This is a genomic window from Campylobacter sp. 110 (genome assembly GCF_002383965.1).
Lineage (GTDB): Bacteria > Campylobacterota > Campylobacteria > Campylobacterales > Campylobacteraceae > Campylobacter_D > Campylobacter_D coli.
The window spans coordinates 1-13,281 of the sequence record NZ_NXBD01000044.1; the positions used below are offsets into that span (position 1 = coordinate 1).

Annotated in this window: 16 protein-coding genes and 1 pseudogene; 11 read left to right on the forward strand and 6 right to left on the reverse strand. The window is 29.1% G+C overall.

Features of this window, described 5'->3' with window-relative positions; translation table 11 throughout:
* On the reverse strand, positions 1–258 hold a 258-nt coding region (locus BGS43_RS06500), incomplete at its 3' end, for a DUF2920 family protein (protein WP_141085298.1).
* A 59-nt stretch (positions 259–317) separates the two neighbouring features.
* Between BGS43_RS06500 and BGS43_RS06505 the strand changes: the two genes are divergently transcribed.
* Together BGS43_RS06505 and BGS43_RS06510 are read left to right on the forward strand one after the other, a co-directional pair.
* Complete coding sequence (locus BGS43_RS06505) at positions 318–1,826, forward strand: AMP-binding protein (protein WP_058001538.1); 1,509 nt, start codon at positions 318–320, stop codon at positions 1,824–1,826.
* Between the two features lie 39 nt (positions 1,827–1,865).
* Positions 1,866–2,093: an acyl carrier protein gene (locus BGS43_RS06510; protein WP_002777686.1), complete on the forward strand. Its 228-nt coding sequence runs from the start codon at positions 1,866–1,868 to the stop codon at positions 2,091–2,093.
* On the opposite strand, the gene BGS43_RS06515 is transcribed toward BGS43_RS06510, so the two are convergent.
* Positions 2,090–3,160: a hypothetical protein gene (locus BGS43_RS06515; RefSeq protein WP_057045021.1), complete on the reverse strand. Its 1,071-nt coding sequence runs from the start codon at positions 3,158–3,160 to the stop codon at positions 2,090–2,092. The two genes, BGS43_RS06510 and BGS43_RS06515, sit on opposite strands and share 4 nt — an antisense overlap.
* A 99-nt stretch (positions 3,161–3,259) precedes the next feature.
* On the opposite strand from BGS43_RS06515, the gene BGS43_RS06520 reads away from it, so the two are divergent.
* Positions 3,260–4,165 (forward strand): 3-oxoacyl-ACP synthase, encoded by a 906-nt coding sequence (locus tag BGS43_RS06520; protein ID WP_257841441.1) that lies wholly within the window; start codon positions 3,260–3,262, stop codon positions 4,163–4,165.
* On the forward strand, positions 4,144–4,278 hold the full coding sequence (locus tag BGS43_RS10140; protein ID WP_255296938.1) for a hypothetical protein: 135 nt from the start codon (positions 4,144–4,146) through the stop codon (positions 4,276–4,278). Before BGS43_RS06520 ends, BGS43_RS10140 begins: the two co-directional genes overlap by 22 nt.
* A gap of 312 nt (positions 4,279–4,590) precedes the next feature.
* Here BGS43_RS10140 and BGS43_RS06525 read toward each other — a convergent pair whose 3' ends face one another.
* Positions 4,591–5,802, reverse strand: coding sequence for a DUF2920 family protein (locus BGS43_RS06525; protein WP_096569233.1), 1,212 nt, complete (start codon positions 5,800–5,802; stop codon positions 4,591–4,593).
* Positions 5,803–5,880: 78 nt separating this feature from the next.
* Here BGS43_RS06525 and pseF point away from each other — a divergent pair, with 78 nt between their 5' ends.
* The 5 genes from pseF to pseH are packed head-to-tail and all read left to right on the forward strand — an operon-like array spanning position 5,881 to position 9,213.
* Complete coding sequence (pseF, locus tag BGS43_RS06530; RefSeq protein WP_096569237.1) at positions 5,881–6,579, forward strand: pseudaminic acid cytidylyltransferase; 699 nt, start codon at positions 5,881–5,883, stop codon at positions 6,577–6,579.
* The gene (pseG, locus tag BGS43_RS06535; protein WP_044600721.1) at positions 6,563–7,387 is read left to right on the forward strand and encodes a UDP-2,4-diacetamido-2,4,6-trideoxy-beta-L-altropyranose hydrolase; all 825 of its coding nucleotides are present in this window, start codon (positions 6,563–6,565) and stop codon (positions 7,385–7,387) included. Before pseF ends, pseG begins: the two co-directional genes overlap by 17 nt.
* On the forward strand, positions 7,384–8,109 hold the full coding sequence (locus BGS43_RS06540; RefSeq protein ID WP_096569240.1) for a formyltransferase family protein: 726 nt from the start codon (positions 7,384–7,386) through the stop codon (positions 8,107–8,109). The genes pseG and BGS43_RS06540 overlap by 4 nt, the downstream gene beginning before the upstream one ends.
* The gene (locus BGS43_RS06545; RefSeq protein ID WP_042962621.1) at positions 8,069–8,743 is read left to right on the forward strand and encodes a PIG-L deacetylase family protein; all 675 of its coding nucleotides are present in this window, start codon (positions 8,069–8,071) and stop codon (positions 8,741–8,743) included. The genes BGS43_RS06540 and BGS43_RS06545 overlap by 41 nt, the downstream gene beginning before the upstream one ends.
* Positions 8,740–9,213 carry a UDP-4-amino-4,6-dideoxy-N-acetyl-beta-L-altrosamine N-acetyltransferase gene (gene pseH, locus BGS43_RS06550; protein WP_042962624.1) on the forward strand — a complete coding sequence of 158 codons (474 nt, stop codon included), beginning with the start codon at positions 8,740–8,742 and terminating at the stop codon, positions 9,211–9,213. Before BGS43_RS06545 ends, pseH begins: the two co-directional genes overlap by 4 nt.
* Here pseH and wbuZ read toward each other — a convergent pair.
* From wbuZ to pseA, 3 genes are read right to left on the reverse strand one after another with little or no spacing between them, the layout of a single operon-like run.
* Positions 9,178–9,924 carry a glycosyl amidation-associated protein WbuZ gene (gene wbuZ, locus BGS43_RS06555; protein ID WP_060786083.1) on the reverse strand — a complete coding sequence of 249 codons (747 nt, stop codon included), beginning with the start codon at positions 9,922–9,924 and terminating at the stop codon, positions 9,178–9,180. The genes pseH and wbuZ overlap by 36 nt on opposite strands.
* Positions 9,925–10,530, reverse strand: coding sequence for an imidazole glycerol phosphate synthase subunit HisH (hisH, locus tag BGS43_RS06560; protein ID WP_096569246.1), 606 nt, complete (start codon positions 10,528–10,530; stop codon positions 9,925–9,927).
* Entirely contained in the window at positions 10,527–11,663 is a 1,137-nt protein-coding gene (gene pseA / locus BGS43_RS06565) for a pseudaminic acid biosynthesis protein PseA (RefSeq protein ID WP_096569243.1), read from the reverse strand. The genes hisH and pseA overlap by 4 nt, the downstream gene beginning before the upstream one ends.
* Positions 11,664–11,920: 257 nt before the next feature.
* Between pseA and pseI the strand changes: the two genes are divergently transcribed.
* A complete protein-coding gene (gene pseI / locus BGS43_RS06570) occupies positions 11,921–12,952 on the forward strand; it encodes a pseudaminic acid synthase (RefSeq protein WP_060786086.1) in 1,032 nt (343 codons plus the stop codon).
* Positions 12,949–13,281 (forward strand): annotated as a pseudogene (locus BGS43_RS06575) (motility associated factor glycosyltransferase family protein); the annotation flags it as partial. The gene pseI and the pseudogene BGS43_RS06575, both read left to right, overlap by 4 nt.

Sequence of the window (13,281 nt, forward strand, 5' to 3'; positions counted from 1 at the left end):
AACATCCGAACGCCTTTGGCAAAAACAATGATAAAAAACATTTATTGTCACTACATCAAAATTTTTAGCAATATAATTTCTATAAGAATCTAAAAAATATATATTTGCATTAGCTCCATAACCTCCTATGACAAAAACTATAGCTTTGAGATCTTTTTCATCATCATAACTTATGCGGTATTCAAGCTTACTGGTTCTTTTAATACCTAGCTCTACATCATCACAAGAATCAATTTCAAAGGTTTGATTTATGAGCATATAAAGACCTTTTTTATTAATTTATTGATATTATAATACAAAAAACTAAAAAGGCAAACATGATAACCCATATTTACGATTTTCTAGAAAAAAATTTGATTAAATTTAGTAAAAAGATCGCTTTTGTAGAACCCTTTGTCAAAGAAAGAAAAGAAATCACTTATAAAGACTTTGATCTTTTTTCTAAAAAACTAGCCAGTGAAATTTTAAAAACTTTAGGAAATGATAATCCTACTCAAGCTCCTGTCTTAATCATCTTACCTAAGGGAATTGATTGTTTAATTTCATTTTTTGGAGTGGCATTAAGTGGAAATTTTTATACCCTTTTAGATGAAAAAAGTCCTAAAGAAAGAGTAGAAAAAGTCATAGAGGTTTTAAAACCTAAACTTTTTATCACTTCAAAGGATTTAAATTTTAATTTAGATTTGCCTACGCTTTATACACAAGACTTTGAAAGTTTTAATATAGATGAGAGTTTGCTAAAAAACGCTAAAGAAAAACACATAGATACTAATTTACTCTATGTTTTCTTTACTAGCGGAAGCACAGGTATTCCTAAAGGAGTAAGCATAGCACATAAGAGTGTGATTGATTATACTTTTTGGGTGTGTGAGACTTTTAAATTTGATGAGAATGAAATTTTAGCCAATCAAGCACCATTTTATTTTGACAATAGTATTTTAGATATTTTTTCAAGTGTAAAATCAGGAGCGACTTTACACCTTTTACCTAATCATCTTTTTGCCTTTCCAAATAAAATTTTAGAATGTCTTGAAAAAGAAAAAGTAAGCACTATATTTTGGGTACCTTCGGTGCTGATTTATTTTGCAAATACTGAAGCTTTGAATAATTTTAGTTTAAACGTCTTAAAAAAGATACTTTTTTGTGGTGAAATCATGCCCAATAAACAGCTAAATATTTGGCGTAAACACTTACCCAATGCCTTATTTGCCAACCTTTATGGCCCAACAGAAATCACTGATGTATGTTCTTTTTATATCATCAATCGCACTTTTAAAGATGAAGAACTTTTACCTATAGGCAAAGCATGTAAAAACACAGAACTTTTAGTTTTTGATGAAAATATGAATTTCATAAGTCCTAAACAAATAAGTGTTAAAGGGGAGCTTTTTGTGCGTGGAACTTCTTTGTCTTTAGGGTATTATAATGACAAAGAAAAAACCAAACAAGCTTTTATTCAAAATCCTTTACATGATAATTATTTAGATTTACTCTATAAAACAGGAGATATCGTTTCTTATAATGAATTTGGAGAGCTTTTATGCTACGGAAGAGCAGATAATCAGATAAAATATATGGGACATAGAATAGAACTTGGAGAAATAGAAAGCGTGATAAATTCTCATGTGAATATTAAAAACAGTGCTTGTATTTTTAAAGAAGATATTATTTGTTTTTATGAAAGTGAAGAAGAAATTAATTTTAAAGCTTTTTTGAAAGATAAATTACCTTCTTATATGATCCCAAAAAATTTTATTAAACTCGACAAATTTAAGCTTAATCAAAATGGTAAAATTGATAGAAAGGTTTTAAAAGAACTTGTTTAAATAAATATTTTATAATTTCAAAAAACTAAAGGAGAAAAAATGCAAGAAATCAAACAATTTTTTATCAATATAGAAAGAACAGATATCAATGAGAGTATGGAAAATCTAGTAAGTGAAGATTTTATCGATAGTATCGATATCATGGCTTTGGTTGCCGAAATAGAAAAATTTTATAAAAAACCCTTAAAAGCAGAATTTATCACACCTGAAAATTTTGAAAGCTTTGAAAATATCAAAAAAATGCTTGAAACTGCAATGAAAGACTAATCTTTCCTTGCAAGTTCAAGCTGTTCTTTTAAAGAACTGATGATTTCATTTTTAGAAACAATAATTTGTGCTATAAAATCCGCCACATCATCCCAGTCTTTGCTTAGTGTATGAGTTAAAGTATAGTTTTGTTCGTATTCTTCCCAATTTACAGGAGCAAAAAGAGAATTTTTATGCGGGAAATATTTGTTTTTTACCCATTCAAGTGAAGAAGCAAAATAATCCACATAAGCCTTAGCGATATCTTTTTGCACTGCAAATTTTAATCTTTTTTCTTTACTGCCTTCAAATTTTCTTCTTGCCATAAAAAGCAAAGAATTAAGATTATCCTGCTTTAAATCTTTTTGATTTAATCTTGACATAAGCTCCATTCCTAAAAGATTAAAACTTTCATTTTTGGTTTGTTTTAAAACAAAACTCTCATCCCATTCAAGTCCTAAATGATAAACAAAATCCTTAAGCAAAGTCCCTCCTACATAATCCTCCCTTAGAAGTCTTACTATCAAATTTTCTTCTCCAAATACCTCAGCATGAGTTTTGCAAATCCATTCATAGTCAAAAATATATTTTCTAGGATGATCTTGCGGAGCAAAATCAGCAGAATAATACCCCATATTGTTTTTATGATCTTGAGAACAATGTGAGTTTAAATAACCCAAAGTATCTCTAAAATACACAATAATATAAATTTGAGTAAAACCTAACTCTCTCATAATCTTTTCTAAAATTTCTACATGTTTTTTGGTAGAAAAATCCCAAACTATACCCTCAGCTGAAAAAATAAATTTTTTATCTTTATGTAAAGCACTTTCACTTTTAAAATTTTCTATAGTTCTAAGAAGTCTTTCATTTGTGATATGACTTAAAACACTCTCTTTTTTTAAAATATCTTCTTTTTGAACCAATTCTAAAACCATATCCACCAAAGCCCAATGCCTATTTGCCACTCTAAGACTTTTTGGATAAATATAAGCTTTTTGCAAAAGCTTTTCTTCGTTTTGCATTAAGAAGCCTTGTTTTTCTTGATTTCCTGTATTAGTAGTTCCTATATGTAAATATGCTGTCATTTTATATCCTTTCTTTACAAAAAATTATACTCCGTTTGTGCTTAATTTTAAGCATTCATAAGTTACAATTTATCTATTAAATACTAGAAAGAAGCAAAAATGAATTTAAAATTAAACTCACACAATATTAAGGCTATTAGTATAGTTTTACCCAAAAATCCACATACCTTAGAAAAAGAATTACAAGAATGCAATTTAAACCAGAAAAAATACGAACTTTTAAAGCAAAATACCGGTATAAATCATCATTTCATAAGCCCTAATAATATCTATGCAAGTGATTTAGCAAGCAAAGCACTAGAAAAGCTTTTTAGAGAAAATTTGCTTTTAAAAGATGAGCTTGATGTACTTTTAGTTTATAGTTTTTCACCAGATTTTCTAGCCCCTGCACTTTCAAGTTTAATCCATAAAAATCTTGGTTTAAGTGAAAAAACTCTGTGTTTTGATAATATTGCTTTTTGCCCAGGATTTTTACAAGGCCTAATGCAAGCTTTTTCTTTACTAGATAATGAAAATATCAAAAAAATAGCTTTCATTTGCGTAAGTGTAAAAAGTAAAAAAATACCCAAAAAAGATAAAATCACCTACCTTAGTAATAGCGACAGTGCTAGTGTTATTTTGCTTGAAAAATCTAATACAAAAGAAAAAGCTTTTTTCTCGCAAAAAATCTTTTCCAAATTAGCCACAGAAGAAACTTTTCCTCTAACATGCTTTAAAAAAGCAAATGATTTTATCGATATGGACAAAAATCTCACATTTTCTCACTTAAATGAAAATTTTCCTCGATTTTTTGATGATTTTTTTGATAATTTTAAACTTGATAAAAGCAAAATAGGCGAATTTTTCTTTGGAAGTGCAAATAATTTTATAAAAACTAAATTATTAGAACTCTTAAATTTCAAAGAAATTAAAAATGATGAAACTTTAAAAAATTATGGCGATGTTACGATAAATAAATTAGCCTTTGATTTGGCAAACTATGAATGGAGGAAGGGGGGGGCATAAAACAAGTTTTTATGGCTAGTTTTGGCACAGGAATTACCTTTAATGCCATGAGTTTGAAAATTGATTTTAGCAAAATTAAAAACTTTATCGAAATTATTGATTTTAATACTTGAAAAAATATACTATGTTTCAAGCGTAGATTTTATTTAAGCATAGGCTAAAACAATGCGGTGGAAAAATTAGAGTTATTTATCAACTCAAGCAACTCATTTGCCATCTTCAACAGAAAATTATTTTAAAGTCTTTTTCTATTATTGGTAGCACCTTTTTCACCAAGAGAAATTAACCACTTAAACAAATCATTATACAAAAATATTTCACTTTTTTTAAAAAAATCATAAATTTAATTTTTATATTAGGCAAGGAAATATCCATCTACAAAGCCCCTCCCTAGCAATCCTTTCTTAACTTTACTAACGATAATCTTAAACAATTTCAAGCTCAAATTTATCATCTTTATCTTTAAAAATAAATTGCTTGTCTTTGCAAGGATAAGTGATAGAATTTTTACTCATATCAAATTTTCTTCCTTGTAGTTTTTCAAGCATCAAAGGAAGTTCTTTTCTAAATAAAGCCCTATCGGTCATTCTAAGACCGTGCTCTAGACTTTTTATAAATCTACCATCTATATCATTTTCATCTTTTACCAAATACAAAGTCGCATCATATCCTAATTCTTTATAGCACTCATAGAGCTCTATTTTATTTTGCACTGGAGCGCCCATATCTTGCATGCTGTGATAGCTTATAAAGATAGTATTATTGTTCATACTTGCTTGAATTTTGAGATGATTTGAGTTTAAAACAGCTCTAATTAAATAATTTTCATCACCAAAATAATAAGAAGAATTTATATTTCTAGTCCAATATTTTTGCACAAAACAATAAATTCTATTATTATCTCCTTCAAAAACAAATTCTCCTTGATTCATATCTCTTCCCAAAATATGTGCTAAAAATGGCAAGCAAACTCCCGAATTATCAATCACGCCATCCACATACCAAGGAGCTATTTTTGCTATGAGCAAGGCTAAGTATCCTCCATAAGACCCCCCCCCATAAATTTTTGGTAAATCTGCAAATTTTGGAAAGCGTTTAACTAAATCTTTTAAAGCATTGATATGATCAATAGCTGCCATAATGCCATAGTTTTGATAATCTCCATTGGGTGGGATAAAATCACAAAAAAGCTCTATTTTCTGACTTTTGTCAACAAGACCTGCTTGTTTAATTTCTCCAGCTCTTTGCTCGATAAAAGGGATAATTTGTTCAAAATTATCTTTATTAACCGATAAATGTCCCAAATTAATATTTTTTAAAATGCCATTTACACGCTCTAAATCATCTTGATTGGGAATAAGCTTTGGATTATACTTTTGATCAATACTTTGTCTTGCACAAAAACAATGATAAAAAACATGTACCACTACAACATCAAAATTTTTAGCGATATATTCTCTATCAAAATCTAAAAAAGAAATATTTGCATTGGCTCCAAAGCCACCCACTATAAAAACTATAGCTTTAATCTCTTTTTCATCATCATAGCTAATGCGGTATTCAAGTTTGCTAGTTCTTTTTATATTTAATTCTACATCATCACAAGAATCAATTTCAAAGGTTTGGTTTATAAGCAATTTTAAGCCTTTTATTGTATTTTAAAGACAATTATACTTAAATTTTAGTAAAATAAAACACAAAAATAAGGCTTAACTATGAAAAATCTTTGCATAATCCCTGCTCGTGGTGGATCAAAAAGAATTCCTAGAAAAAATATCATTGATTTTCTAGGTAAACCTTTAATCTCTTATAGCATAGAAAATGCTTTAAATTCAGGTATTTTTGATGAAGTGGTGCTTTCAAGCGATGATGAAGAAATCATAGAAGTAGCCTTAAAATACGGTGCAAAAGCTCCTTTTGTGCGTGATAAAAATTTAAGCGATGATTATGCTTCAAGCACTGCTGTAGTGCAAAATGCCATAGAAATTTTACAAAGCCAAAATCAAATTTATGATCATGTCTGCTGCCTTTATGCTACTGCTCCGCTTTTAAATAAAAACATTTTAAAACAAGCCTATGAAAAATTTATACAAAATCAAAGCAAGTTTTTATTTGCTGCTACTGAGTTTGAGTATCCTATACAAAGGGCATTTTATCTAAATGAAAACAATCAAGTTTATATGTTTGATGAAAAACATTATAAAAGTCGTTCACAAGATCTAACAAAAGCTTATCATGATGCAGGAGCTTTTTATTTTGGTACAAGCAAAGCTTGGCTTGAAGAAGATTTTATATTTAAACCTCATTCTAGTGTATTTGTATTGCCAAGAAATTTAGTTTGCGATATAGACACCATACAAGATTTGGAATTTGCAAAAATACTTTATAAGGTAAATCATGAAAGTGCTTTTTAGAAGCGATAGCTCCAGTCAAATAGGCTTTGGACACATTAAACGCGATCTAGTCTTAGCTAAACAATATAGCGATGTAAGTTTTGCTTGCTTGCCTTTAGAAGGCTCCTTGATCGATGAAATTCCTTATCCTGTTTATGAGCTTAGTAGCGAAAGTATCTACGAGCTTATCAATCTCATCAAAGAAGAAAAATTTGAACTTCTTATCATTGATCACTATGGCATCAGCGTAGATGATGAAAAACTGATCAAGCTTGAAACAGGGGTGAAAATTCTAAGCTTTGATGATGAAATAAAGCCTCATCATTGTGATATTTTACTCAATGTCAATGCCTATGCAAAAGCAAGTGATTATGAAGGTTTAGTGCCTTTTAAATGCGAAGTAAGATGTGGTTTTTCTTATGCTTTAATCAGGGAAGAATTTTATCAAGAGGCCAAAGAAAATAGAGAAAAAAAATATGATTTTTTCATTTGCATGGGTGGAACTGATATAAAAAACCTTTCTTTACAAATTGCTAGCGAATTACCTAAAACAAAAATCATCAGCATTGCAACCAGCTCTTCTAATCCTAATCTTAAAAAATTGCAAAAATTTGCAAAATTACATAACAATATTAGATTATTTATCGATCATGAAAATATTGCAAAATTGATGAATGAAAGCAATAAACTCATCATTAGTGCAAGTTCTTTAGTCAATGAAGCCTTGCTTTTAAAGGCAAATTTCAAAGCTATTTGTTATGTTAAAAATCAAAAATCTACAGCAACTTGGCTTGCTAAAAAAGGCTATGAAGTGGAGTATAAACTTTGAATAACCAAAATATAATCATTGTAACCTTAAAAAAATGGAATATAAAAAATTTTAATAAAATTCGTGAAATTTTGCCTGCATATAACTTCATTTTAATTAAAACAAAAGAAGATTTAAATGTAAACTATATACAAAAAATCAATCCAAAATATATCTTTTTTCCACATTGGTCTTTCATTATTCCTGATGAAATTTATCAAAATTATGCATGTATAGTTTTTCACATGAGTGATTTACCTTTTGGTAGGGGTGGCTCTCCTTTGCAAAATTTAATTTTACAAAATATTAAAAAAACAAAAATTTCTGCTTTAAAAGTGTGTAAAGATTTAGATGCAGGCGATATTTATCTTAAATGTAAATTAGATATCTCCAAAGATAGTGCCCAAAAAATTTATAAAAAAGCTTCAAAAATTATTTTTTTCAAAATGATTCCTTATATTTTAAAAAACAATCCAAAACCCATTCCTCAAAATGGCAAGCCAACCTTTTTTAAAAGAAGAACACCTGATCAAAGCTGTTTAAATTCTTTGGAAAATCCAAATTTAGAAAAAATATTTGATTTTATAAGAATACTGGATGCACCAAGTTATCCTAAAGCTTTTTTAGAGCTTAAAAATTTAAAAATTGAATTTAAAAAAGTTAAAAATAAAAAAAACCACCTTAAAGGAGAATTTAAAATTTATGAAAAAAATTCTAATCATAGCCGCACACCCAGACGATGAAGTCTTAGGCTGTTTTGGAACAGTTTCAAAATTTATTAAAGAAGGTTACGAAGCTTATACTTTAATACTTGGAGAAGGTAAAACAAGTCGCGTTGCAAATAAAAATGAAATCAAACATAAAGAATTTGAAATTTTAGAAAACGAAGCTTTAAAAGCCAATCAAAGCATAGGTATTAAAGAGCTTTTTAGAGAAAAATTTCCCGATAATCGTTTCGATAGCGTACCTTTGCTTGATATTATTAAAAGTATAGAAAAAATCAAAAATATACTTAAACCTGATATTATCTTTACTCATTATGCTAAAGATTTAAATATCGATCATCAAATTACCTTCAAAGCTGTTTTAACCGCAACTCGTCCTTTGATTAATGAGAATGTAAGAGAAATTTATAGTTTTGAAGTACTTTCATCTACAGAATGGAATTATCCTACAAGCTTTAGTCCTAATGTATTTTTTGATATTAGTGATACTTTAGAAGATAAAATCAAAGCCATGTCTTATTATCAATCAGAACTTTGCGAATTTCCACATCCAAGAAGCTTAGATGGTATCAAACTTCAAGCACAATATCATGGTTTAAGGGTGGGATTAAAAAATGCTGAAGCTTTTAAGCTAATTAGAGGTATAAAATGATTATTTATAAAGATTTTATCACGCTAAATTTAGATAAACTAAAACTTGTTTGGCAATGGCGCAATGATGAAAGCGTTGGTCAATTTATGCTAAACAAATCAATCAAATTCGAAGAACATCTAAATTTTATAGAACAGTTAAAAACAAGTAAAGATAAAAAATATTTTTTACTTTTTAAAGAAAATCAAGCCTTTGGTGTAATTTATTTTAATAATATCACAAATCAAACTTGCGAATTTGGACTTTACGCAAAACCTAATTTAAAAGGCGTAGGACAAATTTTAATGAATGAAATTATAAAATACGCTTTTGAAAACTTAAAAGTAAATACTCTTAAAGCTTATGTTTTCAAAGACAATCGTAAAGCTTTAAAATTATATCAACAAAATCATTTTACTATTTATGATGAAGATAAAGATTTTTACCATATTTGCCTAAAGCAATCTGACTGCAAAGCCTTGCCTAGCTAATTCTTCTTTTACATCTTTAGGGGTATACTTAGAAAAATGAAAAATATAAGCACCCGCTAAAGCATCAGCACCTAAATTTAAAGCCTCAACTCCATCACTTGGATTGCTAAGTCCTCCATTGATAATAAGAGGAATTTTAAGTTTATTTTGAAAGATCTTTAAAAGTTCTAAATCATAACCCTTTGCCCTTCCTTCAAAATCCACAGAAGTTAAAAGAAGCTCTCCAGCTCCTTTGTTTTCATATTCTAAAGCAAGTTCTAAAGGACTTTTTTCGAGTAAATTTCCCCTGTCATAAACACAAAATTGCCCTCCTTTTCTTTTAACATCTATAGAACAAACTATACATTGAGAACCAAAACGATTAGCCGCTTTACTTATAAAATCCATATCTTCTAAGGCCTTAGAATTGATAGAAATTTTATCCGCACCTAAATTTAAAATCTTTTGTATATCTTCAAGGGTTTTTATCCCGCCACCTATAGTTAAAGGCATAAAACATTCTTTAGCAAGATCTTCTATACTTTCAAAATCTATTTCTCCACTTTTTGAAGCATCTATATCTAAGATAATAAGCTCATCAACATTGCGTGCATTATAAATTCTCATTGTTGAAGTTAAATGCCCTATAGTGCGAAAATCTTTAAATTCTATACTTTTAACAAGTTGTCCGTTTTTTAACAAAACACAAGGGATAATTCTAGTTTTTAACATTTAAAGCCTTATAAAATTTTCTAAAAGTTTTAAGCCTAAATTTTGACTTTTTTCGGGGTGAAATTGTGTAGCAAAAATATGATCTTTTTGTAAAGATGCAACAAATTTATGTCCGTATTGTGCTTTAGCACTTACAAACTCATCTTTGCATTTTACATAAAAAGAATGCACAAAATAAAAATCACTCTTATTATCTATGCCTTGATACAAAGGATCTTGTTTTAAAATTTCAAGCTCATTCCAACCCATATGTGGGATTTTTAAATTTAAATCCTCTTCAAATTTGACTACTTCACCTTCTATAAAACCAAGTCCTTCGCAAACTCCACCTTCATGGCCCCTTTCTAAAAAAAGTTGCATTCCTAAACAAATGCCTAAAATAGGTTTTTTTTGTACTAAAACTTGCTCTTTTAAAGCTTCTATAAAACCAAGTTCTTTTAAATTTTTCATCGCTTCTTTAAAAGATCCCACTCCAGGTAAAAGCAATTTATCTGCTTTTTGCAAATCTTTTGGATTTTTAGCTATGAAATTTATAGCTCCTATTTTTTCAAAAGCCTTTGCAACAGAGTTTAAATTTCCCGCCTTGTAATCAATGAGCGCTATCATTTTAAAACACACTCGTCTTTTCTTACCAAAGAACCATCATAATCTCTTATAAATTTACCATTTTCATCACGTTTAAAAATTTTTTTATTGGTAAAAGAATCTACTATTTTTTGAAATTCTTCCTCGCTAAAACCACTGAATTCAAGGTATTTTTTAATAGCCTTTTTAGGGGGCTTGCCATCGTATTTTTGTACCAAACGCACCCCTTCTTCACGGCTGATATAACCTAAACGAATATCCAAACAAGCATTATCCGTTGCTCTACCAAAGCCGTATTTGCAGTATTTTAAATAATCATGCACATGATTAGAATAACAATCTAAATTTTCAAAATTTTCATAAGTAGTCTCAACAGGATGATCTAGAGTTAAAAAACCATATTTTTTAGAAATTTCAAGAATTTTTTTATAATCCCATTTAAAATAATACCCTAAAAATAGCCCAGTAACCCCTACTCTTTGAAGTTCTTCATCACTTGGATAAGTATATAAAAACAAATCTTTTTCAGTGATACCATTTACCCCAAGCATATCAGAAGCACGATTTCCTAAAAGCCCGCCAAATTCTTCAAGCCACTCTCTGCCTAAAATATTCTTATTTTTACTACTCGCAGGACCGCCATACTCTATCTGCGGACTTTCTCCCCAGATGATCAAAGGCACTCCAAAATTTACCGCTATGCGTGGAACAGAAGTAAAAATTCCCAAATGGTTTTGCCACTCATTATCCCCTGTTCTTATAAAAGCTTCACGGGCAAGTTTTTGATAAACTTTTGGATCACGCTTGATATGGATCAAATCCACGCCAAGATGATTTAAATTGTCTAAATTTTTGCGCCCTATTTTCGTAGGTACGCTAGGCTCAAAACACACACACAAAGGATTAAGTCCAAATTCAAGCATTTTAACCACTTGAAAAGTAGAATCTTTTCCGCCACTTACTCCGATAACACAATCATAAACAGGATGTTTTTTGTATTTTTTTACAAGCTCAAAAAATTCTTTTTCTCTTTCTTGCCAATTAATATTTTGATTTTTAACTTCTTGAGAACGACAAGCATCACAAACACCTTCTTCATCAAAATGTAAATCAGGCTTAGTATCTGGCATCACACATTTTTTACAAAATTTCATAAATTTCCTTTAATTAGTCTTAAATATATATATCGTTATAATTAAATTTTATTTTATAATTTTATATATTTATATTATATAAAAATTAAAAAATGAATGAATTCTATGATTTAAATCCCTATGGCATTTTTTGAATAAAACCAAGCAAAATCATAACAAAGTCGTAATATTTATATAATATAAATATATAAATTGAAGAAATATATAATATAATTATATATCATTTTAGTCAGGAAATTTACCAAAGAAAGAAAAACATGCAAATAGGAAATTTTAACACCGATAAAAAAGTTTTTATCATAGCAGAACTTAGTGCAAATCACGCAGGAAGTCTTGAGATGGCACTTCAAAGCATAAAAGCAGCCAAAAAAGCAGGTGCTGATGCGATAAAAATCCAAACCTACACTCCAGATAGCCTCACGCTAAATAGCGACAAAGAAGATTTTATCATCAAAGGAGGACTTTGGGACAAAAGAAAACTTTATGAGCTTTATGAAAGTGCAAAAACCCCTTATGAATGGCATTCTCAAATCTTTGAAACCGCACAAAATGAAGGCATACTTTGTTTTTCAAGTCCCTTTGCTAAAGAAGATTTGGAATTTCTAAAACGCTTTGATCCTATAGCCTATAAAATCGCTTCTTTTGAAGCTAATGATGAAAATTTCGTGCGTTTAATCGCCAAAGAAAAAAAACCTACTATCGTTTCAACGGGCATTGCTACAGAAGAAGAACTTTTTAAAATCTGTGAAATTTTTAAAGAAGAAAAAAATCCTGATTTAATCTTTTTAAAATGCACTTCGGCCTATCCTACTGCCATAGAAGATATGAATTTAAAAGGCATAGCAAGTTTAAAAGAAAAATTTAATGTTGAAGTGGGACTAAGTGATCATAGCTTTGGTTTTTTAGCCCCTGTTATGGCAGTAGCACTTGGAGCTAGAGTGATAGAAAAGCATTTTATGTTAGATAAAAGCATAGAAAGTGAAGACAGTAAATTTAGTCTTGATTTTGATGAATTTAAAGCTATGGTAGATGCAGTAAGACAAGCTGAAAGTGCTTTAGGCGATGATAAGTTAGACTTAGATGAAAAAGCTCTTAAAAACCGTGTTTTTGCAAGAAGCTTATATGCAAGTAAGGATATCAAAAAAGGTGAAATTTTCAGCGAAGAAAATATAAAATCCGTGCGTCCTTCTTTTGGACTACATCCTAAATTTTATCAAGAACTTTTAGGAAAAAAAGCCAGTAAAGATATAAAATTTGGCGATGCTTTAAAACAAGGAGATTTCCAATGACCTTCACCCCTACTCAAAAAGAACTCTTTAACAAAAACATTGAGGCTTTAAGCAATATTCTTTTAAAAGAAAGTTTAAAAGAAATTAAATCAAGTAAATTTGAACTTATCTTAGGTAAAGATAATCTAGATATCAATTTAAAAGATACAAGTATAAAAAATAATGGGGGGGGGTATAATGAAAATTTACTTTATCAAGATCCCATTAAAGAATTGCAAACTATGCTAAATACTTATAATGATAAATATCTACTTTATCCTGTATTATATTTTTATGGTTTTGGAAATGGAATTTTATTTAAAGCTTTATTGCAAAATAAAAATCATCAA